We start from the raw sequence: 26,466 nt of genomic DNA, 5'->3' as shown, positions 1-26,466 counted from the left end.
AAAAGTTTATTAGCACATTTTAAATTTTAAAAGTTCTATGGCCGGATGATAAATTTTACTCCATGTAATTAACATTTCTTAAATTGTCTGATAGACTAATGGCATACTTCTCCCCGTCAACGGGATACCATAAATAGTTAGTTTTACACAGGAGTGACGTTATATGATAACAATGGACGATATCATTCGCGATGGGCATCCCACCTTAAGGAAAATTGCCCTCGAAGTACCTATGCCCCCCTCGGAAGAGGATAGGAAAGTTCTTGCAAGCCTTTTGGAATATGTAATAAATAGCCAGAATAGTGAAATGGCGGAGAAGCATGGGTTTCGCCCTGGGATTGGCCTCGCCGCCCCTCAAATAGATTTGCTCAAGAGAATGATTGCTGTACACCTGTACGACGAAAAAGGGAACCTGCACAGTTATGCGCTATTCAATCCGCGGATTATCAGCCATTCAGTTGAAAAAGCATATCTGACCTCCGGTGAAGGCTGTCTTTCTGTGGATGAACCTTACCCTGGATATGTTCCCCGCTATGCACGTATAACAGTAAAGGGATATGATCTTGACGGTAATATGCAAAAACTGCGCCTAAAAGGCATTACCGCAATCGTTTTTCAGCATGAAATAGACCACTTGAATGGAATTATGTTTTACGACCATATCAATAAGGAAGATCCTTTTAAACCGGTTGAAGATGCCATTGCTATTGATCGATAAGAAAAGCTGCCCCCTTAAAACACGAGGGCAGCTTTTTTTTGCCATCTCAATTTGTTTGTCCCCTCTGGGGTTGGAGGGAGGAAGGCTTTTTCTTAATGGACGAAATGTAGACGCCGGCAAATATGACAGCCAGCCCGGCAATCATTGAAGGCTGTATTGGTTCTGTCAACAGAAACGCTCCCCATATAATAGCAAAAACCGGAGCAAGGTACGTGACGAGCGCGGCAAATTCCGGACTCCCTTTTTGAACGAGATAATAGTATAGAAGGTAAGCGATTCCAGAGCCGACTGCCCCAAGGCCGAAAAACGCGCCGACATTTGCCAGGCTGAAAAAAATTGATGCTTTTGGCAAACCTGTAAAGAACATGAAAATAAAACTGGCGATGGTGGAAAATGACAACGTGTACAGAGAAAGTTCAAACACAGGTATATCGTTCGCATACTTCTTGGTCATTTGTGAGCCAATCCCATAACAAAGGGCAGCCGAACTCATCAAAAGAATGCCTGCCATATTGCTTCCTCCAAATGAGCCAGCCTTGAAATCGGAAAGAATAAAAATACCTAAAAAACCTATAGCAGCGCCAAGCCACTGATTTTTTCGCAGCTTTGTCGAAAAGATCAAAAAGCCGATTAACAATGTCCATATAGGGGTAGTAGCATTAATGATGGAGGCAAGGCTTGAAGTAATCTTGGTTTCCCCGGCTGAGATAAGCAGCCAGGGAAAAACGTTATTTGCCAGTGCAATTATCATTAGTTTTGTATGAGGAAGCTTTGTAAAGGCCCGCCTTGATTTTTTTACCAAAAAGGCAATTGCCAACAACATGGCTGCCCCGAAAAGCGTTCGGCCGAATACCACTTCTGCCGGGCCAAGTGTTTGCAGCAATATTTTTATAAACATAAAGGAAGTTCCCCAAATTACACCCAATCCAAGCAATGAAGCATAAAGCCTGCCCACCCGAATTCCCCCTGTCCTCTCTCAATAGAAAAAACATTAATCTTTCTAAAATATTTTGTCAATTTGTTGACTCCTGCCCTATTCCATCATTAACCATGAAGAATTTGATCCAACCGGCATATACTAATAGTAACAAGAAGGCCGATTTAATGTAGTTATGGCCAATAACCGGAAAAATCCTCTCAATTATTCGCTTGACTGCTTTACTTTGGACAAGGATGGTATAAAATAAAGGTAAGGAGTTGATCCACTATGTTAAAGAAGCTCAGGAAAAAGCTTTTAAAACAGTGGAAAGAATTATTACGAAAAAAAACCATTGCCTGATGTTTTGAGCCCTTCAAACTTGCGAAGGGCTCCTTCCTTATTGTAAATTGAAATGCAGTAGCAACATTTGGAACATTGTTAGCGTTTCCCCTAGGTTCCGGGACAGGTAGGAAATTCGGATAAAGGGGATTTAGTATAAAAGCAGCAAATGTGGAGATAGGAGCGAGAAAAGATGTTGTTTAAGATTTACTTTCAGGAGCGCCTTAATGAGGTACCCATAAGGGAAAATACCAAATCCCTATTTGTCGAAGGGGATTCGGAAAAGGATGTAAGGAAAAAACTTGCGGACCGGGGCTATAATATTGAATTTGTCCAGGAAGTCAAAGGTGTTTACCTGCAGTATGAAAAACAAGATGAAGACTTTAATGTATTGGAGATTTGATAATTCATGAAATTTGTTAAAAATGATCAAACCGCTGTTTTTGCCCTTGGTGGACTCGGCGAGATTGGAAAAAACACGTATGCAGTTCAATTCCAGGATGAAATCATCCTTATAGATGCCGGCATCAAGTTTCCCGAGGATGAGCTGCTAGGAATCGATTATGTGATTCCAGACTATTCCTACCTAGTGAAGAATGTTGAAAAAATTAAAGGACTTTTTGTCACTCACGGACATGAGGACCATATTGGCGGCATCCCTTATCTTCTGCGGGAGATCAATATTCCTATTTACGGAGGAAAGCTCGCGCTTGGGCTGATTAAGAACAAGCTAGAAGAGCATGGCCTCTTAAGGACAGCGAAGCTGATTGAAATAAAGGAAGACGATATCATAAAGTTCCGGAAAACATCCGTTACATTCTTCCGCACCACCCACAGCATCCCTGATTCCTATGGAATCGTAATAAAAACACCAAATGGACAAGTTGTCCATACAGGTGACTTTAAATTCGATTTCACCCCGGTTGGCGAGCCTGCTAACCTTACAAAAATGGCTGAAATCGGCAAGGAAGGCGTCCTTTGCCTCCTATCAGATAGCACAAACAGCGAAATACCGGATTTCACAATGTCCGAACGCCGGGTAGGGGACAGCATCGATGATATTTTCCGAAAGGTGGATGGCAGAATTATTTTTGCTACATTCGCATCCAATATCCATAGGCTCCAGCAGGTTGTAGAGTCAGCCGTCCAAAACGGTAGAAAGGTTGCCGTTTTTGGGAGGAGTATGGAAGCTGCCATTAATATCGGCCAGGAGCTAGGTTATATTCGCGCTCCTAAAGAAACCTTTATTGATGCACAACAAATCAACAGGATGCCCGCCAATCTGGTGACCATCCTCTGTACCGGAAGCCAAGGAGAGCCAATGGCCGCCCTTTCGAGGATTGCAAACGGCACACACCGTCAAATCCAGATCATCCCTGGGGATACCGTTGTGTTTTCCTCCTCCCCAATTCCCGGAAATACAATCAGTGTCAGCCGGACGATAAATATGCTGTTCCGGGCGGGCGCCGATGTAATTCATGGGAAGCTAAGCAATATCCATACATCTGGGCACGGCGGACAAGAGGAGCAAAAGCTGATGCTAAGGCTAATCAAGCCGAAGTTCTTCATGCCAATTCACGGTGAGTATAGGATGCAGAGGATGCATGCGAAGCTTGCGGTGGACTGTGGCGTACCAGAGGAAAATTGCTTTATAATGGACAATGGCGAAGTGCTAGCCCTTTCCGAGGACAGTGCCCAAATAGCTGGGAAAATCCCTTCTGGTTCAGTTTATATTGATGGCAGCGGTGTCGGTGATATTGGAAATATCGTCCTTCGCGACCGCAGGATTCTATCTGAGGAAGGCCTGGTTGTAGTGGTTGTCAGCATCAATATGAAGGAATTCAAAATCGCTTCTGGCCCAGACCTTATTTCACGAGGATTTGTTTATATGAGGGAATCTGGTGATCTGATTAACGATGCCCAGTCACTTATCTCAAAACACCTCAATAAGATTATGGAGCGGAAAACGACCCAGTGGTCCGAAATTAAAAATGAAATTACTGATACACTCGGCCCGTTCCTTTATGAAAAAACAAAGCGCCGGCCAATGATTTTGCCGATCATTATGGAAATCTGATTTCCCTATAAATACAGAAAAAAGGAAGCTTGCTGCTAGCAAGCTTCCTTTTTTAATCCTCGATTACCTTCTTCCTAAATCGTTCAATATCGACATCTGTCCCAATAATTATCAATATATCGCCAAGCCAAATTTTTTCACTGGCGAGAGGAGACACTATAATGTCGCTTCCCCTTTTAATCGCGACAATATTGATTCCATACCTCGCACGGATATTCAGCTCGATAATCGTATTTCCGCCAAGCCTTTCATTCGCCACAATCTCAACAATGCTGTGTTCATCGGAAACCTCAAGATAATCCAAGACATTGCTAGTTGAAATATTGTTCGCAATCCGGATTCCCATATCCCGTTCAGGATGTGCTACTACATCGGCGCCAATTTTCAAAAGAACCTTTTCATGGTAGTCATTCAGCGCTTTCGCTGTTACATGCTTTACCCCTAATTCCTTTAAAATTAGAGTTGTCAGGATGCTTGCCTGGATATTGTCCCCTATCGCAACAATTACGTGATCGAAGTTCCTGATCCCTATCGCCTTCAAAACCGCCTCATCGGTGGAATCCCCGAGAATGGCATGAGATGCGATTGAAGCATATTCATTAACCCTCTCCTCGTTGTTGTCCATGGCCAGGACTTCCTTCCCTAATTCAGCCAGCCTGCGGCAAATACTGCCGCCAAAGCGGCCTAGGCCTATTACTGCAAAATCCTTTTTCACTGAAATTCCCCCAAGGAATATATTTATGTTCTATAGTAGCAAAAAAAGGCCTAAACCGAAATATTACTTTTTTCCGCGGACATAATCGGCATCGAAAAGGAAAAGCTTCATTAACAAAGCAAGGGATGGCACAAGAAGGAAAAGTCCCGCTATGAATGCGATTACGAGCGCAGTCCCCATTGCTTCATTGGTAACAGCCGTATGGATTGTAATAAACGGATCAAGGATGTACGGGAGATGCGATGCCCCGTATCCGAAAAAGGCAAAAAAGAATTGCAGCATGACAAGGATGAATGCCCACCCCAACATTTTTTTCCGATATATTAAAAACGCTGCAGCTAGAAAACAAAGAAACGAAAGGCCAAATACCCACCATATATCCATAGCATTGGAAAAGTGCCTACCATTATGGGCCCTTAATGATGCAAACACCAACAGGCTCGCGAGGATACAAGGCAGGCTCCAGAATAATGCGAACTTCCTTAGCACATCCCTTGCATCCATATCATTTGCCCTGTCTGCATAATAGGTTAAAAAGGAAGCACTTATGAAAAGGACAGACACAATCGCCAGTATTACTACCCCCCATGAATAAGGGCTAGTAAAAAGCTTCATTGCCAGGAATTCAACGGTGTCGCCCTTCTGTTCCAGAAATCCTCCCTCTGAGATCGTCAATGCCGTAGACAGCGAGGCAGGAATCAAAAGACCCGTTGCCCCGTAAAGGAACAAATAAAAGCTATTATCCTTTTTGGCACCGTAATTGCCAAATGCGTAAAACGAGCCCCTGAGCGCTAGGAGAATCAGTGCAATGCTACCTGGGATCAGCAGGGCTGTGCCGTAGTAATACGCTGTGTCGGGAAAAAAGCCAATCAATCCAACAAAGAAAAAAACGAAGAAAACATTTGTTACTTCCCAAACTGGGGAGAGGTACCGGCTGATAATATGGTTGATCACATGATCCTTCTTTGTGATTTTCCCGTAATAGGCAAAAAAACCGGCACCAAAGTCTACAGACGCAACAATTAAATATCCATATAGAAACGTCCACAGGACGGTAATGCCAAGCAACTGCAAACTCATCAGTCAAGCCTCCATTCCTTAATGTGGTCCCTCGATCCCAATCTGATTATATAAGCGGTCAAAAGGCATTTGAGTATCGTTCTTCAAACTCCTCTTCAGCCGACTTGTTTTTGAACATCCTGGTCAGGACAATGACTGTCATAACAGCCAGAACGAGATAAAGAACCAGGAACATCAGGAACGTCAGACCAACATCATCAGCTTTTGTTGCCCCTTCTGCAACCTTCATATAGCCTCTAAGTATCCATGGCTGGCGGCCTACCTCCGCAAAAATCCATCCAAATTCAATAGCAAGCATGGATAGAGGCCCGCTTGCCACAATCGACCAAAGCAGCGGCTTATTGAAAGGGTTGCCCCTAAGCTTCCAAAGAAAAAGGAAAACAGCCGAAATAAAAGTTGCATACATGCCAATCGTTACCATGAGATCAAACATGTAATGAATCCATAACGGAGGCTGCTCATCATCTGGAATCCTGTCAAGCCCAATCACTTCAGTTTCAAAGGAGTTCCCCGCCAGGAAGCTGAGCAATTTTGGAAGCCGGATTGCGTTATGAATTTCCTTGTTTTCATCAATCGTTCCAAATAAAATTAAGTCTGCATTTTTATCGGTTTCAAAATGCCACTCAGCCGCCGCTAGTTTTTCTGGCTGCTCCTTTGCAAGGAATTTTGCCGAAATATCACCGGCTATGGCTGTTCCCAAAGCGAAAACGAGTCCAGCCGCCATAGTCAGTTTAAGCGACTTCATATGATACTCGGTTTTTTTGCCGAACAAGATAGCCCAGGCGGTAATCGCTGCCAGGATAAATGCCGAGGTCATATAGGACGATGTAAGGACATGAAATACCTTTGATGGCGTTGCAGGATTGAACATCGCCTTAAGCGGTTCTATATTCGTAATGATCCCGTTCTCAAGGATGAAGCCCTTGGGTGTATTCATAAATGCATTCACAGTAGTAATGAAAAAAGCGGATGCCGATGAACCAATGATAATCGGGATGGACAAAAGCCAGTGGTGTATTGGCTTTTTAAACCTATCCCAGGAATACAAATAGATTCCAAGAAAGATAGCTTCAAAGAAAAAAGCGAATGTCTCCATAAACAGAGGAAGGCTGATAACCTGGCCCGCAATTCTCATAAAGCTTGGCCAGAGCAATGAGAGCTGCAGGGCAATGCAGGTTCCGGTTACCACCCCAACCGCCACGGTGATCGTGAACCCCCTAGCCCATCTTCTCGCCAATAGGATATAATGGGCGTCCTTCTTTTTTATACCGATGAATTCAGCCAAAGAAATCATGACTGGAACGCCCACTCCGATTGTTGCAAAGATGATATGGAATCCCAAGGTCATTGATGTCAGCATTCGGCTGAGCATTACATTATCAAGTTCCAAATCGTTTCCCTCCATAAAGTAATTATTAAAACAGCCGAACCCATTTTGTGAAATTGTGAACAATCTGTGACATGAATCACTAATTTCGCCTTACTCGGAGCAAAAGGCATTTTAGCCAGATATGTAGATTTAACCAAAAAACAAGGCCCGCAAACACGGGCCGCTATTTTCACACCTACAACATAGAACCACAAGGTTTTCAGCGGCTGTTCCTGTATTACTCATCTCCCCTTCTTTTTACCACTTTTTTTATGAAAAGGAAACTAATAAGCCCTAATGCAGCAAGGCTTAACAAAAGGGGCAAATTGCCTATGAAAAATACAATTAATCCTGACCCCGCGGATAATAGGGTGTTCGTGCTGCTTATAAACTGCTTCTTTGTCCTTTCCCACGTGTTCAGCTCTTTTGGGGTGGTACCTTTGGCAATTACTTTTTGTTCAAAAAGGGAGATTGTAATCGTCGACATCGATGACTGGTTTTGCAAATACTTCATTTTCCCTGTTAGCTGTTCAATTTCTTCCTGGACGGCACCTAGGTCGGCTGAAATTTGCAGCAGGTCCTCCGTCTTTGAAGCGCCTTTCATAAATTCCAGCAGCCTCGTTTCAACGGCTTTTTTAGATTTTAATCTTGACTCAAGGTCGACATACTGCTCCGTTACGTCCTCGCCGCGAATTGTACGGTCGAGCACCTCCGCAGCGCCTTTCTCGGCTTCATGCAGAAAGCGTTCAAATTGCGCGGCTGGCACTCTGACAGTCATCCTGCCGCTCATTTGCCCGCCGCCATCCTTGGAAACGGAGGAATCGACAATATAGCCTCCATACTTCTCCGCCTTCGTTTCAAGTGACTTTTGGGCATTTTCAAAATTCTTAACACGCAAATGCAGTTCAGCATTGCGGATTACCATTCGATTGGAGGCAACCGGCGATTCCACTGTCCCATCTGGAGTTTCATCCTTTTCTTTCGAAGCTCCCTCATTACCCACCGAATCTCCATAATCCCTATTTTCTAATTTTTTATCTGCTGATCCATCCATTTTCGCATTTTCAGACCGGCCTGAATTGCTGCAAGCACTCATTATCACTGCCAATGCAAGCAGTATTGTTAGAAACAGCTTATTGAAATGGGCTATACGGGCCATCCTCTCTCACTCCCCAATCTCATTTATAGATTAGACGGTTTGTGACAGGCTTTGTGGCAGCAGGGGGGGATTTTTTATGATAAAAAAAGCCCGGCAATTTTGCCAGGGCCCCTAAAAACTTTTATTCTGTTTTTTCCGTTTCATCCAATACACGGTTGACTCGCTTTTCAAGCATTTTCATTCCGCTGCCGCCCGCCTGGAAGTGCCTAAGCTTGCCTTCCTTATCAAATACGTAATAGGCAGGTACATATTGGTTTTGGAATGCGTCTGCAAGCTTTTGTTCACTGTCAACGAAAATCGGCTGCGATATGCCGTGTTCGGCTGCAGTTCTTTTAATATCATCAATTTTCAAGTCATCCTCGGACCTTGGCATATGAACAGCTACAACGTTCAGTTTGCCTTTATAGTCATCACGGAACTGGTTTACCTGGGGCATGGCTTCCTTGCATAAATAGCAGCTGACAGACCAGAAATGGATCAAAGTTGGCCTTTCGCCAATCAATTCATCCCTTTTTACCTCTCCGTTCAGCCATTCTACGGCGCCGGTTAACTCGGGCATTGGTTCACGCAATTTCATATGATAACCTCCTAGTCTTATTTGCGAAAAAAAGACCTAACAATTTTATCGGTTAGGTCTATCATTCATAACAGTTAATGGTCAATTATACGTTAAGTGTGCTTTGGCCTGGCTTCCAGTTTGCCGGGCAAAGTCCGCCAGTTTGAAGGGCTTGGAGGACACGAAGGGTTTCATCAACGTCACGGCCGATATTATTGTGGTTCACTACCTGGTACATCATTTCGCCTTCTGGGCTGATGATGAACAGTCCGCGAAGCGCTACACCTTCTTCTTCAATCAACACGCCGTAATCACGGGACACGACATGGTTTGTATCAGCTGCAAGCGGGTATTTCAAATCGCCAAGTCCATTGTCTTTCCTGTCTGTTTTAATCCAGGCAAGGTGAGTATGGATTGTGTCGGTGGAAACGCCGATAACTTCAGCATCAAGGTCTTCAAATTCGTCGTAGCGATCGGAAAGTGCTGTGATTTCTGTCGGGCAAACGAAAGTGAAGTCCATTGGATAGAAAAACAGTACTGTCCACTTATCATTTTTCATGTTTTCTTCAAGGCTAACTTTTTTAAATTCCTTGTTTGGCATTACTGCTTCCATTTCAAATCGCGGTGCTTGTTTTCCTACCATCCGTTCTGGCATGAAAATCCCTCCAAAATTAAGTTTTTACGGGATGTTAGCTAGATCCGTTATCCCTTTTCACAATGCCTATTATAGGACAACCGCTACTTATGGTCAATATTAATCAATAATTAGTTTAATTAAATAATTAATATTGACTTATTGCGGTACCCTTATTGGTTTGCCCAAACTTTCCTATCTTAAACAGAATCTTTGGACCCATTCACAAGTTTATCATGACCGTTAAAATACAAGAAGCAGTTTGCTCAAGCCTTGTCCTCCGAACCAGCTTTAAAAGCAATATATTCGCTATCTTCCGTGATTCCGGTGAAAGAGTACGGATTGTTCCCTCAAGCTTCGCCTTTTCCGCAATAACTGAAAACAAGAAAAGGAAATATTATTTTCCCTCATTTATGTGCTCGAGCACCAATTCGGTAAACGCAGTCACCTGTTTCAGTTCAAACGCAGATTCATATCCGAGCAGCCATGTATCCCTTTTAATCGGCCGGTTCCATTCGTCCATCAGTGGAAGTTTAAAAATATCCTCATCAGCTCCATGCAAGGTAATTTCGGGCAGGATGGCATAGCCGATACCGTTAAGAGCCATTTGCTTGCATGTTTCAATTTGGTCAACCAGCACGGTCCTTTTTGGAGGCAGCTTAAATTGGCGATGCCACCACTCCTGGATTTCCTGGTAATAATTAGAATCACTCTTAAATTGGATGAATGGCCGGTCTGTTTGGATTACCTGTTCCACACTGGAGATTTCCCGGTCTACGAGAAATAATCTGTCTTCAAACAAATGGACCTTCTTTCCTTTCCATTCGGGCGCTCCGCGGATTATGCCAATATGCACCTGATGGTCATACAAGGAGCGAAGGATTTCACTGCTCCACCCGGTTACTAACGATATTTTCGCCTGTGGATACCGCTCGATGAACTTTTTGAGAACCTTTGGAAGCCAATGCTGCCCAACAATCGTCGCAACAGCAATTTTCAAGGTTCCCGACACACCTGATTCCATTGAATGGATGGCTTCCCTTACCTTTTCCTCTTCACCAATAACGGCATTTACAAACCTAATGACCTCTTCTCCCTGTGGAGTAAGGGCAAGCCCCTTTTGCGAGCGGATGAACAGCTTAGTCCCCCAGTCTTTCTCGATTGACTGGAGGCGTTGTGATAGTGCGGGTTGAGAAACAAATAAGCGTTCGGCAGCCTTTCGCATGTTCATTTCCTGTGCTAATACGGATAATAGATGGAATTCTGATAATGAGGACATTTTATTCCTCCATAAGTTTTTCTTATATTATAGCTCATTCTACTATTATTTTTACAAAAAAAAACCCGGGTTTCCCCGGGCAGCTTAGGCAGGTTTCTTTTTCGGTAAGAAAAAAATCAGGACCATGCTTACGATTGCAAATACCAAAACACCAATATATACGGTATGAAGGGAAACCGTCAGCCCTTCCTGAAGGAGGGACCTAATCTCCTCTGGAAGGGCGGCCCTTTCTTTCGCATCCAATAGAACGTTGGCTGTTTCAAGTGTTGGCTTGCCTTCAGAGCCTGTCCCATTTTTTTCGAGGTAGGCCATGAACCTGCTATTGAGAATGCCTCCAAGAAGCGCTGCGCCAATCGTATTTCCCAGATTCCGCATGAACATGTTGCTTGCCGTGGCAATGCCGCGCTGCTGCCAGCCTACTGTTCCCTGAATCAACAAAATGAATGCCGTTGAAGTCAGCCCCATTCCTATTCCAGTAAAGAATGAGCCGACAGCCGCCCATATAGGGCCAGCCCCGGGGGACATTGTCGCAAAAAAAGTTCCCCCAACAATCAGCATGGATCCGCCAATCAGGCACGTAAATCTATACCCTTTCGCTAAGGCAATCCTCCCAGCGAAAGTGGAGGCAATAGGCCACCCAATCGACATAGCGGTTAATGCAAAGCCAGCCACAATCGGGGACTGTTCCATTACCCCTTGGACAAAAGCGGGCAAAAAGCTGGAGATCCCAATCAGCATAACCCCTGTTGTCAGCGATACGATATTCGCGATAAAGATTGATTTTTCCTTCCAAATGGAAAATGGCATCATTGGCTCCGCCGCACGCCTCTCCTGTAAGACGAACAATGCCAGTGAAGCAAAACTAACGATGAAGAACAATGCCGACTGGTAGGAAACCCAGCTCCAGCGATGCCCTCCCTCCACCAGGATAAACATTAGTGTAGAGATTCCAATTGTGATTAGGATTGCACCTATGTAATCAATATCATGGTTTTTCTTTTCAACCTTTTCGTGCAGGAACATCCAGAGCCCCAGCATTGATAATATCCCCAAAGGAATATTGACCCAGAAAACATAATGCCAGCTTACAAATTCCACAAGTAAGCCGCCGATTGCCGGCCCCATTATGGCGGAAATTCCCCAAACACTTGAAAGGTATCCTTGAATCTTGGCCCGTTCCTCGGTATTGTAAATATCCCCGACAATTGTTGTCGCAATGGGCATGACGGCGCCGGCCCCAAAGCCCTGGATCAATCTGAACAATATCAACATTTCCATATTTTCGGAGAAACCGCACAAAATGGATCCTATCATAAAGATGGAAAGGCCAAATAGGAGTACTGGTTTTCTGCCAAATAAATCTGCAAGTTTTCCATAAATGAGAACTGTTACAGCATTCATGAGCAAATAAGCTGAAAAAACCCAACTATAAAGGGAAAAGCCTCCCAGCTCCCCAACAATGGCCGGCATGGCTGTTGAAACGATCGTTGCTTCTATTGCCCCCATGAACATAGCAAGCATGACTGACGCAAGGACAAACGGCCTGCGTGTTTGCTTTTTCCCTGCCAGCTGCTTTTTCAAGGCTTGCCCCACAAATTGCACCTCTTTCTATTTTAAATAGGCACGTAAGAAAACAGAGAGCCCCCAAAAGGGAGCCAATTAAAAACCTACTTTTTATTCTGTTTGTTCAAGTGTTTCGTGAGCTGGTTCAACACCGTACTCCTGGGTAAAATGCCCTCAAAAATGCCATTATCTGATTCCACACACAAAAATGGGTAGTTTATCAATAATTCAACACAGCGGTTTATAGATGCCCCCATGTTTACACGCGGTACGGTTCGGTTCATAATTTCCTCAACCTTTTTTTCTTCGAGCTTTTCGAATTCAATCCTCTCAAGGCCCAACAGGGAATCCATGATAATTGTTGTGCTGATCAATCCATGCAGCCTGTAATGAGGATCCAATACCGGGATGGCAGTATATCCGCTCTTTGTTAGCACAAGTAAGGCGTGCTCCAGATTGTTCCCCATTTGGACATGGGCTACCCGCTCGGAAGGAATCATTAAATCCCTGATGCTGATTTCTAAAAACTCTCCACTATGAAGACTTATCATCGCCGAATGCTCCTCGAATTTGTTATACACCATTTATATTCTAACATAATTCCAAATGGACTGTTTATTTTTTAAATCCCCATTATGAAGTGATAATTGAAAAAGGAACCTGTGTATTAGGTTCCTGTCGCGTCAATTATTGGATCAAGTCGAAAATTTCAATTGTAATCATGTCGATATTATCGAATTGGTAACGCTTTGGTTTTTCCTTATCATTGTATACTTCCAGTTCGAACGTCTCGGTTTTTGGGTGAAAAGTCACCTGGCATTTTCGTTCGCCATTCACCTCAAAGTAACGCTGGGCAGGTTCGCCGCCCCCGCCGGACTGGTCCTGAAGATTTTTTAAGCGGGTAATAATCCCTTGTAGCTGTGACATGCTTTCTCTCCTTTCAAAACACAAACAAGCTATTGCTATTAGATTTCTCTCCCCGCACGTTTCTATCCATACGGATCTTTCCAAATTTTCATCTGGTTTTCCTTGTTTGCCAATACTAACAGCATAAATTAGTTTTGTACAGACATACAAGTAAAAACTTATTAATTCGGAAAAAAATATTACTTATCGAAGGAAAAACGCTCTACCAAAAGGCTGCCCAGAGCCCATTAAAACTCAATTCGCCAACACAATTTGTTCCACTGCTAGTTCTTCATTTAAATCGCTGCCGCTGGTTTGGCTGGCTCCGAGAAAGGCGGCATATTGGAATAAACCACCGATAGGGTTCATTCCAAGCTGAAATTGAAGCGAAGCAGCTTCGACTTCCAACTCTTCATCTTCCCATACCGCTTTTTCGATAGGAAGTTTTTCCTCGTTTACTTTAAATTCTCCCGCTTGTTTGATAATTGAATCAGGAATTTCATTGTATAAATATTGGGACACCTTCCACATTCCCGCCGATTTCTTCAGGAGAAGGCCTTCATAATGGCTTTCATAGCCTACTGGGCCATCGGTATTCTCCGGAAAAAATTCGAAAACATACGCTTTATTGTTCTCAACAACAACCTTTGTATTTTCGGAGAATTCATAGTAAGGGATATAATACTGGCCAAAATCCGTTCCGTATGTAACATACAACCCGTTTTCTTCCACTAGGTTGGCATCAAGGAAGAGTTTATTATAGCTGTCGGTAAAATATGGAGATAGGATTGCTTCGACTTCACTCATTGGTCGAAGCTGCTCACCAAGTGAAAGCTGGGCCTCAAAGGCGTTCTTTAAAAGTGAAAACACTTCGTCCCGCCCCATTTGGCTGCCTTCCGCTTCCACTTCAGCTTCTGTATAAATAGGCATAAATAGCATAAACGCACAAATTAACAGCAACGCTTTCTTCATGATCATTCCCCCTGTTTTGTTCTGAGCAAGGCAATTCTTTTTAAAAATCCATCTGCGTCCTAAAACAAAAAGCTTGACCTATTGTACTATCTTATCCTTTACCCACGAAAATCCCTTTTTAACCCTTTTTCTTATTTAGTGTAAAGGTAATTTTTTGTTGATTTAGAAAGGTGCGCATGAGAGAAAATAACTTAAGGCATCTTTAAAGGAGGATTGGAAATGAAGTTCATCCAGCTATTAGCAGCAGCATTACTTCTGCAAGGGTGTTCCCTGGGAAATGAAATTGTGGAAGGCCACTCAAAACCAGTGCATGAAAAACGTAGTCCGGTTGCAGCTGATAATGAAAACAAAGAAAGTGTACACGATAATTTACATCCTCCTGAAATCTTTCAGCTCGGCACGGCCAGCGAGCTTCCTAAAAAGATGATGTTGGACGTACCCCTAATAAAGCAGAATCCAGAGCTTAAATACGGCTGTGAGGTGACAAGCCTTGCGATGGTATTGAATTATGCAGGAATAAAAGTGGATAAAATGGAGTTGTCCAGGGCAATTAGAAAAGACCCGGATCCACTCTTTAAGGCAGGCGGGAAAATTATAAAGTGGGGAGACCCTTCGAAAGGATTTGTGGGGGATATGACAGGGAAGGAACCGGGTTATGCGGTGTTTGACAAACCGATTGTGAATTTAATGAACACGTATTTACCGGGCCGGGCCGTCAATTTGACAAACCAGGAATTTAGCGAAGTCCTTGCCCACATTGCCTCAGGATTCCCGGCAGTCATTTGGACCACTGGAGATTTCAGGCTTCCGGACCGCTGGGAATCCTGGCTTCACGGTAAACGTTCAATCACAACCCCTCTCGACCTTCACGCCGTCGTACTGGTTGGCTTTGATAGCAATAAAGTATATGTAAACGACCCGCTTTCAGAAAAAAAACAGCTTGGAATTGATCGAGAACAATTTACAGCCTCCTGGAAAGCTTTAAAAAGCCGGGCGGTTAGCTATAAATAGGATTGCAGGATAAGGAGGCAAACGTTATGTCTTAATTGCTCTGAAAACCGCCTATAGCCTATCCTTTCCATTTGGAAAATGAAAACACCGTTTCTGGCCCCATCGGCCTGACGAATCGGTGTTAGAGCCTTATAAAAGTAGGTTTTTACCCATATTGACAGCCCATATGGTGTTAAAATGGGAATTGGTTAAGCCATTGTCCTCCATCCATCGTTATGCATTCCCCATTTATGTACGAGGCGCTGTCAGATAAGAGGAAGTGTGCTAAGTCGGCAATTTCTTCCGGCTTACCCAGCCGGCCTAGCGGAACGCTGTGAATCGTCCTCTTTGCCGCTTCTTCCGATTCCCAAAGTTTTTCCGCTCCGCCTGTCCGTTCGATTGGCCCTGGAGCGATGGCATTCACACGAATTCCATATTTCCTTCCCCATTCAACAGCGAGTGTTCTTGTCATTGAAAGGACTCCGGCCTTGGCAGCTGCAGAGTGGATAACGCCTGCTCCCGCATCCCATGCATAGGTTGCGACCATATTTATGATTCTTCCTTCAACTTTATTTTGAATCCAATACTTCCCTGCCTCACTGCTGCAGTAAAAAGTACCGTTCAAAACAATATCAATGACGGAATTCCAACCATTAGGAGTTAGCTTCTCAGCCGGACAAATAAAGTTTCCTGCAGCATTATTTACAAGGTAATCAAGTCCTCCAAATTCGCTGGTTGTTTCTTTTATCATCCGGCTTACGTCAACAATATTTCTTACATCCATTTCTATCGCCAGGACTTTTCCCGGGCCTTTCTCCATCTCGGCCTTCGCTTTAAAAAGCGTCTCCGGCGTCCGGCCGGTAATCGCTACGTTTGCACCGGCATCAACAAACCTTTTGGCCATGTATTTCCCCATTCCGCTTGATCCTCCGGTCACAATCACCGTTTTTCCCCTCATTCTAAACCCTCCAACCTTCTTTTTCCAAATCGTATCACAAAAGCCGGGAATTACCAGGAAAGTAGCTTCTTATTTTAATAATGGAATCACCGCTTCTATTCCATGTTTTAGTTTGATAGTATTAATGCTGTATGAATTTCATTCTTCAGAGTATAAAAGACAGGCTGGTAGATAGATGATGTTAAAAAAACAAACGCGGAGATCATTTCTTAAATCCCTGCTTGGCGGCGCCTTGGCCGTATTCGGGCTCGGTTCAGGCGGCTATTTCTATGCCAGGGAAATTGAACCGATTCTGCTTGACATTCAAGCACACGAAATTGCCCACCCGCTAATCCCCGAACAAATGGACGGTTTGCGTATTGTTCAATTCAGCGATACACATCTAGGCTTCCAATACACATTGAATCAGTTAAAAAAACTTGCAGAAAAAATTACGAAGCTCCAACCCGATATGATTGTTTTTAGCGGCGATTTAATGGATGAGCCAAACAAATATGATAAAGCAAATGAAATCGCTCCTATTCTTGGAGGGCTTGTCGCCCCGATGGGGAAATATGCTGTATATGGCAACCATGACCATGGCGGTTATGGAACATCTCTTTATAAAAATATTATTAAAAATTCAGGTTTCACTTTACTGGTTAATAAAAGCGTACCAATAACAAAGAATGGGGATTCCATCTATCTAGCTGGAATTGACGATGCCATGCTCGGCAAACCTGATATTGGAGCCTCCACAAAAAATATTCCAAGGAATGCATATAAGATTCTTATATCCCATGCTCCAGACCTGGCAGATGATGCCTCTGGCCACGGTTTTCATTTACAGCTTAGCGGCCATAGCCATGGTGGACAAATAAAAGTCCCTTTTCTTGGCGCTCTCGTAAAACCACCGTTTGCCGAAAGGTATCATGAAGGATTTTATACGATTGAAGGAGAGCCCCCTCTGACCCTTTATGTAAACAGGGGGGTTGGCACTACAAGACTGCCTTTCAGATTCATGTCCAAGCCAGAACTGACTGTATTTACTTTAAAAAGGACTACTGATTAGGCGCCATGTAAGCCCGCCCTTGCTTGATATTAATACGAAAAAAACAAAAATCCTTTATCCGATGATAAAGGATTTTTCATTCTGTTGATAAAGTCGGTTGTCAATGGACAAAGTGTTAGTTTCAACTATATTCCTGAAGTGCTGGCACGGGAATTTTCAGGTACCTACCTTCCAATTCTTTTGCGGGAACCGGCCTTGCAAAATAATACCCCTGTGCTTTGTGGCACCCTTCCATCGCAAGGAATTCCGCCTGGCCGGAGGTTTCAACTCCTTCGGCAATCACTTCGACGCCAAGGCTTTTGCCCAGATGGATAATGGCAGAAGCAATGGCTGCATCTTTTTGGTTTTCACTTATATCCTTTACAAAGGATTGATCGATTTTCAGAACATCAATAGGAAACTTTTTTAGATAACTTAACGATGAATAACCCGTCCCAAAATCATCGACAGAAATGGTCACTCCCAGATTTTTTATATCCTTAAGTGCTGGCGCGGCCTCTTCCGTATTTTGCATGGAACTCTCCGTAATCTCTATTTCAAGGCAGGCTGGATTTATTAAATGCCGGTCAATGGCTGCCTTTAAAATGGCCGCGAAATTTGGCTGCTGCAATTGCTTTGGGGAAATATTGATTGCAACCCTGAATCCGCTATATCCTGATCGATTCCATAATTTGATTTGCTTGCATGCATTCTCGATTACCCAATTGCCTATCGGAACAACCAACCCTGTATCTTCAGCGAGCGGGATGAACACCCCGGGGGAAATCGAGCCCAATTCTTTTGAATTCCATCGCAGCAGGGCTTCGAAACTATTTGCTTCCCCAGTCATTAAATCGACCTGAGGTTGGAAGTGCAAGCTAAACTCCTTTTTCTCAATTGCTTTCCGGAGATGAGTTTCAATCGAAAGGACATTTGTAATGGAGGCGTTCATATCTGTCCTATAAAATTGAAAATGGGCGCGCCCTCGCTCTTTGACCCGATAAAGCGCTTCATCCGCATTTTTCAACAATGTCTCCGCATCTTTCCCGTCATTGGGATACATGCTGATGCCTATGCTGGGAGAAATATAATATTCCTGTGAATTGAAATAAAACGACCGTTTGAACATCGAAAGTATTCTTTGGGCAAAAAAAGTAGTAGCCTTCCTGGTAGTAGCAAGCAAGAGGATGATAAATTCATCCCCGCCCTGGCGGAATACTAAGCAATGATCATTCTGGCATTCCATTAAACGGGAAGCTGCTTTTTTCAATATTTCGTCTCCAACTAGATGGCCGAGAGAATCATTAAGGTATTTAAAGCGATCAAGGTCGATCGAAATTAGGGCAAATTCCATTTCAAGCCTTGAAGGGGAAAAAAGCTGTTCATTGAGCTTATCCAGCAGAGCCCTCCGGTTCAGCAGCCCTGTCAATTGATCATGGAATGCCATATATTTAATCATTTCAACATTTTTAGATTGTTCTGAAATATCCCTGATTATTACGTAAATGCCTTTTATTTCACCAAAGACAATGATAGGGACAGTTTTAATATGAAGCGTTAGCATATAGCCTTTGCTGTGGGTAAATCGGCAATCGAGCGATTCAAGTGACTGGCCATTGCCAGTGCTTTCGACCAGTGCTTTAAAATTAACAAAATCCAGATCGGAAACGAGGTCGTATATCGAGCCTCCAACAAGCTTTTTTTCCTGATAGCCTGTTAGTTTCACGGCGGCGGGATTTGATTCAAGGATTTGGCCTTCCAGGTTAATAGAAAATATCGCATCCATATTGTGGTCTACAATCGATCTATAGCGCTGGCCGCTTTCAATAATTTTATTTTTTTCACGCAGATATTCGGTAACGTCCCGTGTTATGGCGACTATATATTGGATGGTATTATCAGAATCCCTTACGGCTGACAGGATTGTCTCCCCGAAAAATTCCTTCCCCATTTCAATGAACGAAGCGTCAAAAACCGCTTGGGAAGCGTTAGACGAAAGGAACCTTTCATACTCCTCCTGAAGTTTCACGGCTAATACGGCAGGAAGAACTTCTTCAAAGGTCTTTCCTATGGAATTCCGTGATATTCCTGCCCTTTGGAAGCCAGCTTCATTTGCAAACAAATAACGGAAGGAAGGTCCATCCTCCACTTTCATGATGAAAACCATATCTTTTGTATGGCGGAAGACCAGGTCAAAAAGGATGTTTTCCACTTTTTCAGCCCCTTTTACACCTGTTAATCCAATATCCAAAATGTTCTTGTTGAACTCCATAGTATCATCCTTAAGGTTTTTGCTAGTTTGTTTGTTCAATTTTACATAGTGGTTATCTGACAAAAAGATTGACTTTTCTACAAATTCATCTGTTTCTATCATACTACAAGAATTTCCATACAGGGAAAAAAATCGAAAAAATTACCTTTTTGTTTGAAAAAATTTATTGCAAAACAGCCAACTCACATATATCATAATGATATATCAAATTGATACATGGAGGCTACCTATGTCAACTGAGCACGCAATCCTAGCAGTAATAAGCTTTAGGCCTAGTTCGGGCTATGATATAAAATCGGAGTTTGAGCATGAAGGTGCAGGATTATTTTGGGGAATGAGCTATGGAAGCATATATCCGAAGCTCAAGAAACTAGAGGAAAAGGGATTAATAAAAGCGTTTGAAAGCAGCTCCGATGGGAGGCGAAAAGTATTGTATGAGCTTACCGGCTCGGGTTGGGCTGAACTCGAAAGGTGGCTAATTGCCACCCCTGACTATCCTATAATAAAAGATGAACTGTTTATGAAAATAGCCGCCTGGCATGAAGATATGGAATCGCAGCCTCTAATCGCGCATTTGGAATCTAGGCGGGCAAAAAGTTTAGAAATTTTACATTTTGTGAAACTCTGGCCCGAAAATAATACCTCTTATGTAACTGGTATTGGAAAGCTTGCGATTGGATATGCCAAAGCGAGGCTTGAAGCTGAACTGAATTGGATTGATGATACAATCCAGGCACTGTTAAGTGGCAGCCTTCCCGATGCCCAGGACCCTAATTGCCTGGGAAAAGGCATAAAGAGAAGGCGCGCAAAAGCGATGGAGGGAGATCAAACGGATGAAGGATAATATGTTTGCTGCGCTTAGAAACAGATCTTTCCGTTCACTTTTTACTGCCCAGGTTTTTTCAGACTTGGGGAACTGGCTTGATTTCATTGCCATTCAAGTAGTAGTCGCCTATCACTGGGGCCTTGGTGAGGCAGCCATTGCTTCCGTAATTATCGCACTTGCTCTGCCTTGGGTGATAATCGGCCCTTTTGCCGGGGTATTCGTAGAACGCATGCCAAAAAGGATGGTCATGATAAGCAGCCTGTTCTTTAAATCAATCTTTGTTTTGGGGCTATATTTTTCCCCAAACTTCTATATCCTTCTTCTATTTGTATTATTAAAAAGTACGGCTGCAGCATTATATGACCCGGCGAGGCAAAGCATGATCAGGTCTACAGTCAGCGAACAAGAGCTCCCCCTTGCTGTCACGCTTAGCCAGCTGTCAGTAAACTCGACGAAAATTATCGGCCCTGCCCTTGGCGCGGGAATTATCGCTCTCTTTGGAGCGAAGAGCCCGTTCCTATTTGAAATCGCTGGGTTTGCGATTGGGCTAGCCTTCCTGTTCATGCTTCCTTCAAACGAGTTGCGAGGGGGGGTGGAAGGACAAAATCCAACTGGTGCAAAGCCAGGCTTCAAAAAGGAATTTACAGAAGGAATACGGCATATTTTCCAGGTTCCTCTCCTGAAGGTTTCTGTTATTCTGACAGCTGCCGCTTTATTTATTATCTTTTTATATGATGGGCTATTCGTCTTTATTGCAAGGGAGATTGGTTTCAGCGGCGAAAATTTCGGCCTGCTTGTCAGCGCGGTTGGCATTGGGAGTGTCGCGGGCTCGTTCCTTCTGGGGAGCTGGACAAAATGGAAATCCATACCCATTCAGTTAATGGCCGGATCAGCTGTTTTCAGTGGGATTTTGATTGCCTGCATTGGGCTCGGCGGCCTAAAAGTTTTCACATTGGCGGATTTGGGTTGGATGTTTGGCGCTTTCCTGCTCGGAGTACTAGGCGCTAGCCAATCGGTTCCCTACGGCTATGTTCTTCAATCAGAAACTCCCGGACATTTGATGGCAAGAGTATCTGCGGCTGCTTCCTCCATCCAGACATTTTCAATGCTCTTCGCACCAGCGGCAGGAGCCATGCTATCCAAGGCAATCGGAGTTCCAAATGTATTGCTGTGTGCCGGAGCGGCTACAACCCTCCTGGGGATGGGAGTCCTTGTTTCTTATGCCGCAAAACGGAAAGCGGTTGGAACAAAAGCCGGCGCTTAGAAAGTTTGCCAAAGGGAAGATAAAAAAGGGAATGATTTCAATTCTCGTGAAATAGCGGTATAATGGATACAAATGCTTATTACGAAAGGAGACTTTGCTTGAATAGCAATAATCCTCGATTAACAGAACAAAATCTTTCAATTAATAACCTCTCCCAGGCAATTTATATTGTCAACCGGCACGCTAAGACGGCCCCTAACCCAAAATTCCTGTATTTATTAAAACACGAAGCAATAAAGAAACTTCTTCGTGAAGGAAAGGCAAGGAAAGTCGGCCTCCATTTTTCCAGGCATCCCAAAAACAGCCAGCAACAATCCGATGTTCTTGTCGAATGCGGAGAATATACTTTCCACATTCCGCCAGAGAAAAAAGATTTTGCCGATCTTCCCCACCTCGGGTCTCTTGATGGACTGGTCAGGAATCCCAAAGCAGGCCTTTCGTTAACACAATCAAAAACCATCCTGATGGCATATACAGGCATCAAGGAGCCCCAGCATCCAACGGGCGGTAAAAGAACATACCAAAAGCCAGTCTTTAAAAAGCTTGGAGAAAGCTATTAATTCATAGTAACGAATAAAAGAAGCCGGCGGTGCCGGCTTCTTTTATTTCACTGGTAGACATATTTGGAGCCATACCATTATTAATCTTCACGGATTTTCCTGTGAACAAGGAGGCCTATAAGGGTTAAGATGATGAGTGATCCAAGCGCCAGCCTGCTGGCGATATTTCCATAATCAGCAAAAATCAATGTGATGCTTCCATACAATAATGGGCCGACAATGGAAGAAACCTTTCCCGAAAAAGCAAATAGGCCAAAGAATTGTCCGCGTTTGTCCTCAGGAGTCAAATCGACAATATAAGTCCTTGTCGTCACCCACATCGAACCAAGGGCGACTCCGAACATACTTCCTGCAATCCAGAACATCGCCTCATTGACGGCAAAGCAAGCGATGATTAGAGCTACGAGGAGCAGTATGCCGACATAGTAGACTGCTTTTCTTGCACCAGTCTTTTTCGTTACATAGCCAAAAATAAATGAACCAATAATGCTTGAGATTGTGGATACAAGATAAAGTAAAATGAATTGCCCGGTCGAAAATCCGACAATTGTTTTGGCATAGACCGCCATCATTGCAATTGTTGTGGCAAGCGCATCATTTAAGAAAAAATAAGCTATCATGAACGTAAAAATGTTCTTATGGGCTTTCATTTCCCTAAATGTGGCGGCAATCTCTTTATATCCCGATAAAAAAGACTCTTTTTTTGCAGCGGGGAATGGCTTTTCTTTTATTAAAAAAAATAATGGCAATGAAAATATCAGGAACATGATCCCCGTCGGTATAAACGCCTCATGAAATCCATCATTGCCCACGAATGGGTAAACGGCCAGGCCAACAAGTGTTCCCACATACCCAATCGCTACACCGAATCCTGAAATCAGCGGAATTTCCTGCTTGGTTCCAAGATCCGAAATCATCGCGTCATAAAAGACAAGGCTTGAATGGTAAAAGAACTTTGCAACGATAAATAATATAAGGACTAGTACAAGCGGAACAGGCATTCCGAACCATTTTCCGGATAGGTCCGCTCCACCGAAAACTCCCATCAGGATTGTCGAAAATGCTGCTATAACGGTGAAAATAATAATGTATTTCTTTTTTTGTCCAGTACGGTCAATCATTACCCCGTAAAGCGGAGAGAAGATAACCAGGAAAATGCTTGCGATCGCATTGGCATAAGAAACGAATGTACTTGCAATCTGGTTTAATACTTCGTTATTCCCGATTGTTTCGGTCATGTAAAACGGGAAAAAGATAGTATTGATATTAGAGGAAAAAATTGTATTGGCAAAATCATATAGTGCCCATGAAAAGATTGGAAGGGTAAAATACAGTTTCCACCCTGACCTATTCAACGCTCCTTGTTGTTGGTTTGATTGTTCGGTTTGTGCCATCGCTTCATCTCCTATTTAGCAGAATTCTTTGCCGTTTTGATGGTTCTCATGGATAAGTATATCATCATTTTTTTCTTTTTTTACAAATTTTTAGAAAATTTGGTTCTAAACGGTTCTTCACCACAAAAAGTGGTTTTAAAGAATGTATTGATTTGCGCTCCATTGGAATTCGAAATTTTTCTATCCACCGTTTAACGTTGTGGGCGAGAATTGCTTTTTAGGGGGTTTTTCTTGTAACATGTTAGAATATAAAACCATCGGAAAATGCAAATGAGGGGCGGCCTTTAGTGGAGAATTTAGTTAATCAGAGGGTAACGCAGATAGAAATTTCAGGAATTAGAAAGTTCTTCAATATGGTCGCAGGAATCGAGGATATGGTTTCATTGAGCATTGGACAGCCTGACTTTCCAACACCGGGACATGTCAAGGAAGCTGCAGTCAGAGCCATTAACGACAATAAAACCGTATACACACATAAATTGCCGAATTGTTCGACACTTAACTCGTTTGATTTCGCACTTTACCTTGTCAAAAAGGCTAGGGTGGCCGTTGTTCCCGGGAGCGCATTTTCTGATTTTGGCGAAGGATACTTTCGCCTGTCTTTTGCTTACTCGATGGAAAGGTTGAAAGAAGGCCTCGACAGACTGGAATCTTACATAATGTAAAAAATTCAGCCCCCGCATTAGCTTGCGGGGGCTATACTTTAACCCATTTTCCTTATGAACCGGACTTCCCTGTATCCTTCAATCCTGTCTGTCGTAAACAGGCCAATCTCCGCATAAGTCCCTTTGAGGCTTGAGAGAATGGCTTCGAATTCTTCCGGTGATTTCGGCTTCGTGAATCCAAGCCTCCTGATTTCTTCCATCAGGATTCGAAAACCCCCATCGGTTTCAATATGGCTGAATTTAACGGGTAAGGTCCCCTTTACCTCATTCATCAATGCAAGCTCCCATTTGATTGGGCGGGTCCCATTGACTGTTTTTTCCCTGCTATAGCCTTCAATCCTGACGAGGTAGCGGCCATCCTCAAGTTCATCAAACCTACCCTTTATATCTTCAAACTGATTCATCCCTTTCCCCCTCCTTCATAGAAATGGTATTAACCAGAAGGGGGATTTAGAAGATGTATAGGTTTAGAGGCATTGTTTTTTTTAATAAGGAAGAACGTACGTCGTTACATACTTCTAAACTATTGCCAATATCGATAAAGAGCCTGTGTTCCGCTATTTTCCTCGCCTTTTTCGGCAAGTTCTTCATAAAGGGATTTTGCAAGCGACAGCCCGGGTGCATCCATCCCCATCTTTTCCGCCTCTTCAAGCGCTATCCGCATGTCCTTAAGGAAATGCTTTATGTAAAAACCTGGTTCAAAATCGCCTTTCAGCATCCTTGGGGCGAGATTTGAAAGTGACCAGCTCCCTGCCGCACCTGTGGAAATGCTTTTCAAAACATTTTCAGGGTCAAGGCCTGCTTTCTTAGCATAGACCATTGCTTCGGAAACGCCGATCATGTTCGAGGCGATGGCAATTTGGTTACACATTTTTGTGTGCTGCCCGGAGCCCGCTTCCCCCTGGAACACGATATTCGTCCCCATTTTTTCAAGCAGCGGCTTTACATTCTCAAATGCCCTTTCATCACCGCCAACCATTATGGCAAGCCTTGCCTCTCTAGCACCTATATCGCCACCGGATACAGGGGCGTCAAGCGAGTGCATGCCGCGCATCTTCGCTTCTTCAAAGAGCTTTTTTGCAAGCGAAGGAGTGGATGTTGTCATATCAATGAAATAAGTCCCTTCCCTTGCATTAGCAAAGAGCCCATTGCTGCCCAAATAAATTTCCTCCACATCATGCGGATAGCCGACCATCGTTAAAACAATCGTAGCACCGCGTACAGCCTCCGCAGGCGATCCAGCCCACTTCGCACCCTGTTTTAGTAGGCTATCCGCCTTTTCCTTCGTTCTTGTATAGACCGTAACAGGATAGCCAGCCTTTAGTAAATGTCCCGCCATGCTCCTGCCCATTACTCCTGTGCCGATAAATCCGATTGAAGCGGTTTCTGGTCTAAACATCCAATCAACCCTTTCCTACTTTGTCCTATCTATTTTATCATGATGTATTTCGGATGGGTATTTTTAGAAAAAAGAAAACCCCGGGGCGACAATTCCCGGGGTGTGCCCAATCTCCAATTTTGCACCTTCTAAGTATTCCCGCTTACAGCCTGATTTAGCCTACAGTTCGGAAGAAAAATTCGAAAGGAAGCCTCGTCCGAAAACTTCCTTTTCATTAAATACTTCTATGGATACGGCTTTGCCATCTGAAATCAACTTTTCGAGCTCTGCAATGTGGAAATCGATATTCATGGGCAGAGGTTCCATCAGAATATAATGATCCTTACCCTCCTTGACTTCAAGGTACTCGCCGTTCAGCACCTCCTCTTCCCCATAAATAATCGCATCCGTTCCTAGCGCTTCCGCAAGTTTTTCATCGTGGATATTTACCTTCACTTTAAACATGTCCTTCCCATAAAGGAAGTCTTCATTAAGCTTGAACCTGAATTGAAGTTCATTATTTTTCGTCAAATAAACTTCTGCTTGCCTGTTTGCAACGATATCATTATCAAAAAATAAACCACACCCCGATACAGGCAGAATAAAGGCCAAAGCCATCAAGAGATATCCCGCATCCCTTAAAGTTTTTCCCATCCCTACCACTCCTTTACAGTTACCTTAGCCAAAAGGAGAACATGGTAAACGTTGGATGGAAAATGAAATAAAGATTTTGTTCTCTCGTCTCACATAATCTTTACTAAGTGATATCCGTTTTCAAAAAAATAAAAACCACCCGTAGAACGGGTGGTTTTCTCTGCGGCTGAAAGCCTTTGTTACTGACCA

The 26,466-nt window shown here is 43.5% G+C and carries 26 protein-coding genes and 1 pseudogene; 9 read left to right on the top strand and 18 right to left on the bottom strand.

Annotated features, from left to right (window positions below; all coding sequences use genetic code 11):
• Window positions 1–163: 163 nt before the first annotated feature.
• Window positions 164–718 (top strand): peptide deformylase, encoded by a 555-nt coding sequence (def, locus tag AR337_RS00135; RefSeq protein ID WP_059169985.1) that lies wholly within the window; start codon window positions 164–166, stop codon window positions 716–718.
• Between the two features lie 46 nt (window positions 719–764).
• On the opposite strand, the gene AR337_RS00130 is transcribed toward def, so the two are convergent.
• Window positions 765–1,673 carry a DMT family transporter gene (locus tag AR337_RS00130; RefSeq protein ID WP_059169984.1) on the bottom strand — a complete coding sequence of 303 codons (909 nt, stop codon included), beginning with the start codon at window positions 1,671–1,673 and terminating at the stop codon, window positions 765–767.
• A gap of 496 nt (window positions 1,674–2,169) precedes the next feature.
• Here AR337_RS00130 and AR337_RS00125 point away from each other — a divergent pair, with 496 nt between their 5' ends.
• Window positions 2,170–2,379 (top strand): DNA-dependent RNA polymerase subunit epsilon, encoded by a 210-nt coding sequence (locus AR337_RS00125; protein ID WP_059169983.1) that lies wholly within the window; start codon window positions 2,170–2,172, stop codon window positions 2,377–2,379.
• 6 nt (window positions 2,380–2,385) lie between these two features.
• Complete coding sequence (rnjA, locus tag AR337_RS00120) at window positions 2,386–4,053, top strand: ribonuclease J1 (protein WP_059169982.1); 1,668 nt, start codon at window positions 2,386–2,388, stop codon at window positions 4,051–4,053.
• A gap of 52 nt (window positions 4,054–4,105) precedes the next feature.
• On the opposite strand, the gene AR337_RS00115 is transcribed toward rnjA, so the two are convergent.
• From AR337_RS00115 to AR337_RS00065, 11 genes are all read right to left on the bottom strand, one after another.
• The gene (locus tag AR337_RS00115) at window positions 4,106–4,768 is read right to left on the bottom strand and encodes a TrkA family potassium uptake protein (protein ID WP_059169981.1); all 663 of its coding nucleotides are present in this window, start codon (window positions 4,766–4,768) and stop codon (window positions 4,106–4,108) included.
• A gap of 63 nt (window positions 4,769–4,831) precedes the next feature.
• Entirely contained in the window at window positions 4,832–5,848 is a 1,017-nt protein-coding gene (locus AR337_RS00110) for a cytochrome d ubiquinol oxidase subunit II (RefSeq protein ID WP_059169980.1), read from the bottom strand.
• A gap of 58 nt (window positions 5,849–5,906) precedes the next feature.
• Complete coding sequence (locus AR337_RS00105; protein WP_059169979.1) at window positions 5,907–7,238, bottom strand: cytochrome ubiquinol oxidase subunit I; 1,332 nt, start codon at window positions 7,236–7,238, stop codon at window positions 5,907–5,909.
• Window positions 7,239–7,455: 217 nt separating this feature from the next.
• Window positions 7,456–8,376, bottom strand: coding sequence for a DUF4349 domain-containing protein (locus tag AR337_RS00100; RefSeq protein WP_059169978.1), 921 nt, complete (start codon window positions 8,374–8,376; stop codon window positions 7,456–7,458).
• Window positions 8,377–8,497: 121 nt separating this feature from the next.
• Window positions 8,498–8,953, bottom strand: coding sequence for a TlpA disulfide reductase family protein (locus AR337_RS00095; RefSeq protein ID WP_059169977.1), 456 nt, complete (start codon window positions 8,951–8,953; stop codon window positions 8,498–8,500).
• 85 nt (window positions 8,954–9,038) lie between these two features.
• Complete coding sequence (locus tag AR337_RS00090; protein ID WP_059169976.1) at window positions 9,039–9,587, bottom strand: peroxiredoxin; 549 nt, start codon at window positions 9,585–9,587, stop codon at window positions 9,039–9,041.
• 376 nt (window positions 9,588–9,963) lie between these two features.
• The gene (locus AR337_RS00085; RefSeq protein ID WP_059169975.1) at window positions 9,964–10,845 is read right to left on the bottom strand and encodes a LysR family transcriptional regulator; all 882 of its coding nucleotides are present in this window, start codon (window positions 10,843–10,845) and stop codon (window positions 9,964–9,966) included.
• Between the two features lie 84 nt (window positions 10,846–10,929).
• Window positions 10,930–12,438, bottom strand: coding sequence for an MDR family MFS transporter (locus tag AR337_RS00080; protein ID WP_059169974.1), 1,509 nt, complete (start codon window positions 12,436–12,438; stop codon window positions 10,930–10,932).
• 74 nt (window positions 12,439–12,512) lie between these two features.
• On the bottom strand, window positions 12,513–12,959 hold the full coding sequence (gene cbpB, locus AR337_RS00075; protein WP_059169973.1) for a cyclic-di-AMP-binding protein CbpB: 447 nt from the start codon (window positions 12,957–12,959) through the stop codon (window positions 12,513–12,515).
• Between the two features lie 136 nt (window positions 12,960–13,095).
• On the bottom strand, window positions 13,096–13,335 hold the full coding sequence (locus AR337_RS00070) for a YkuJ family protein (RefSeq protein WP_059169972.1): 240 nt from the start codon (window positions 13,333–13,335) through the stop codon (window positions 13,096–13,098).
• Between the two features lie 234 nt (window positions 13,336–13,569).
• Window positions 13,570–14,286 carry a DUF3993 domain-containing protein gene (locus AR337_RS00065; protein WP_059169971.1) on the bottom strand — a complete coding sequence of 239 codons (717 nt, stop codon included), beginning with the start codon at window positions 14,284–14,286 and terminating at the stop codon, window positions 13,570–13,572.
• 219 nt (window positions 14,287–14,505) lie between these two features.
• Here AR337_RS00065 and AR337_RS00060 point away from each other — a divergent pair, with 219 nt between their 5' ends.
• Window positions 14,506–15,297: a C39 family peptidase gene (locus tag AR337_RS00060; RefSeq protein ID WP_059169970.1), complete on the top strand. Its 792-nt coding sequence runs from the start codon at window positions 14,506–14,508 to the stop codon at window positions 15,295–15,297.
• Between the two features lie 172 nt (window positions 15,298–15,469).
• Here AR337_RS00060 and fadH read toward each other — a convergent pair whose 3' ends face one another.
• Window positions 15,470–16,234 carry a 2,4-dienoyl-CoA reductase gene (gene fadH, locus AR337_RS00055; protein ID WP_059169969.1) on the bottom strand — a complete coding sequence of 255 codons (765 nt, stop codon included), beginning with the start codon at window positions 16,232–16,234 and terminating at the stop codon, window positions 15,470–15,472.
• Between the two features lie 178 nt (window positions 16,235–16,412).
• On the opposite strand from fadH, the gene AR337_RS00050 reads away from it, so the two are divergent.
• Window positions 16,413–17,285, top strand: a complete 873-nt coding sequence (locus AR337_RS00050; protein ID WP_059169968.1) for a metallophosphoesterase — start codon at window positions 16,413–16,415, stop codon at window positions 17,283–17,285.
• Between the two features lie 121 nt (window positions 17,286–17,406).
• On the opposite strand, the gene AR337_RS00045 is transcribed toward AR337_RS00050, so the two are convergent.
• Entirely contained in the window at window positions 17,407–19,536 is a 2,130-nt protein-coding gene (locus tag AR337_RS00045) for a bifunctional diguanylate cyclase/phosphodiesterase (protein WP_156424304.1), read from the bottom strand.
• A gap of 229 nt (window positions 19,537–19,765) precedes the next feature.
• Here AR337_RS00045 and AR337_RS00040 point away from each other — a divergent pair, with 229 nt between their 5' ends.
• The 3 genes from AR337_RS00040 (at window position 19,766) to AR337_RS00030 (ending at window position 22,186) form a co-directional block, all read left to right on the top strand.
• Window positions 19,766–20,380 (top strand): PadR family transcriptional regulator, encoded by a 615-nt coding sequence (locus AR337_RS00040; RefSeq protein WP_059169967.1) that lies wholly within the window; start codon window positions 19,766–19,768, stop codon window positions 20,378–20,380.
• Entirely contained in the window at window positions 20,370–21,626 is a 1,257-nt protein-coding gene (locus tag AR337_RS00035; RefSeq protein ID WP_059169966.1) for an MFS transporter, read from the top strand. The genes AR337_RS00040 and AR337_RS00035 overlap by 11 nt, the downstream gene beginning before the upstream one ends.
• Before the next feature lie 98 nt (window positions 21,627–21,724).
• The gene (locus AR337_RS00030) at window positions 21,725–22,186 is read left to right on the top strand and encodes a YkyB family protein (RefSeq protein ID WP_059169965.1); all 462 of its coding nucleotides are present in this window, start codon (window positions 21,725–21,727) and stop codon (window positions 22,184–22,186) included.
• An 80-nt stretch (window positions 22,187–22,266) separates the two neighbouring features.
• Here the strand turns inward: AR337_RS00030 and AR337_RS00025 are convergent, their stop codons facing one another.
• Window positions 22,267–23,580, bottom strand: coding sequence for an MFS transporter (locus tag AR337_RS00025; RefSeq protein ID WP_059169964.1), 1,314 nt, complete (start codon window positions 23,578–23,580; stop codon window positions 22,267–22,269).
• A gap of 287 nt (window positions 23,581–23,867) precedes the next feature.
• On the opposite strand from AR337_RS00025, the pseudogene AR337_RS22540 reads away from it, so the two are divergent.
• A pseudogene (locus AR337_RS22540) lies at window positions 23,868–24,056 on the top strand (pyridoxal phosphate-dependent aminotransferase); the annotation flags it as partial.
• A 227-nt stretch (window positions 24,057–24,283) separates the two neighbouring features.
• Here AR337_RS22540 and AR337_RS00015 read toward each other — a convergent pair.
• The 3 genes from AR337_RS00015 to AR337_RS00005 all read right to left on the bottom strand — a co-directional run bounded on the left by AR337_RS00015 (window position 24,284) and on the right by AR337_RS00005 (window position 26,277).
• Complete coding sequence (locus tag AR337_RS00015) at window positions 24,284–24,649, bottom strand: hypothetical protein (protein ID WP_059169962.1); 366 nt, start codon at window positions 24,647–24,649, stop codon at window positions 24,284–24,286.
• A 119-nt stretch (window positions 24,650–24,768) separates the two neighbouring features.
• Window positions 24,769–25,644, bottom strand: a complete 876-nt coding sequence (locus AR337_RS00010; RefSeq protein ID WP_059169961.1) for an NAD(P)-dependent oxidoreductase — start codon at window positions 25,642–25,644, stop codon at window positions 24,769–24,771.
• Window positions 25,645–25,803: 159 nt separating this feature from the next.
• Entirely contained in the window at window positions 25,804–26,277 is a 474-nt protein-coding gene (locus AR337_RS00005; RefSeq protein ID WP_059169960.1) for a hypothetical protein, read from the bottom strand.
• Window positions 26,278–26,466: the final 189 nt, after the last annotated feature.

The sequence above is a fragment of the Bacillus sp. FJAT-27445 genome, from assembly GCF_001510665.1.
Classification (GTDB): domain Bacteria; phylum Bacillota; class Bacilli; order Bacillales; family Cytobacillaceae; genus Bacillus_D.
This window is presented reverse-complemented; position numbering and strand designations above follow the sequence as displayed.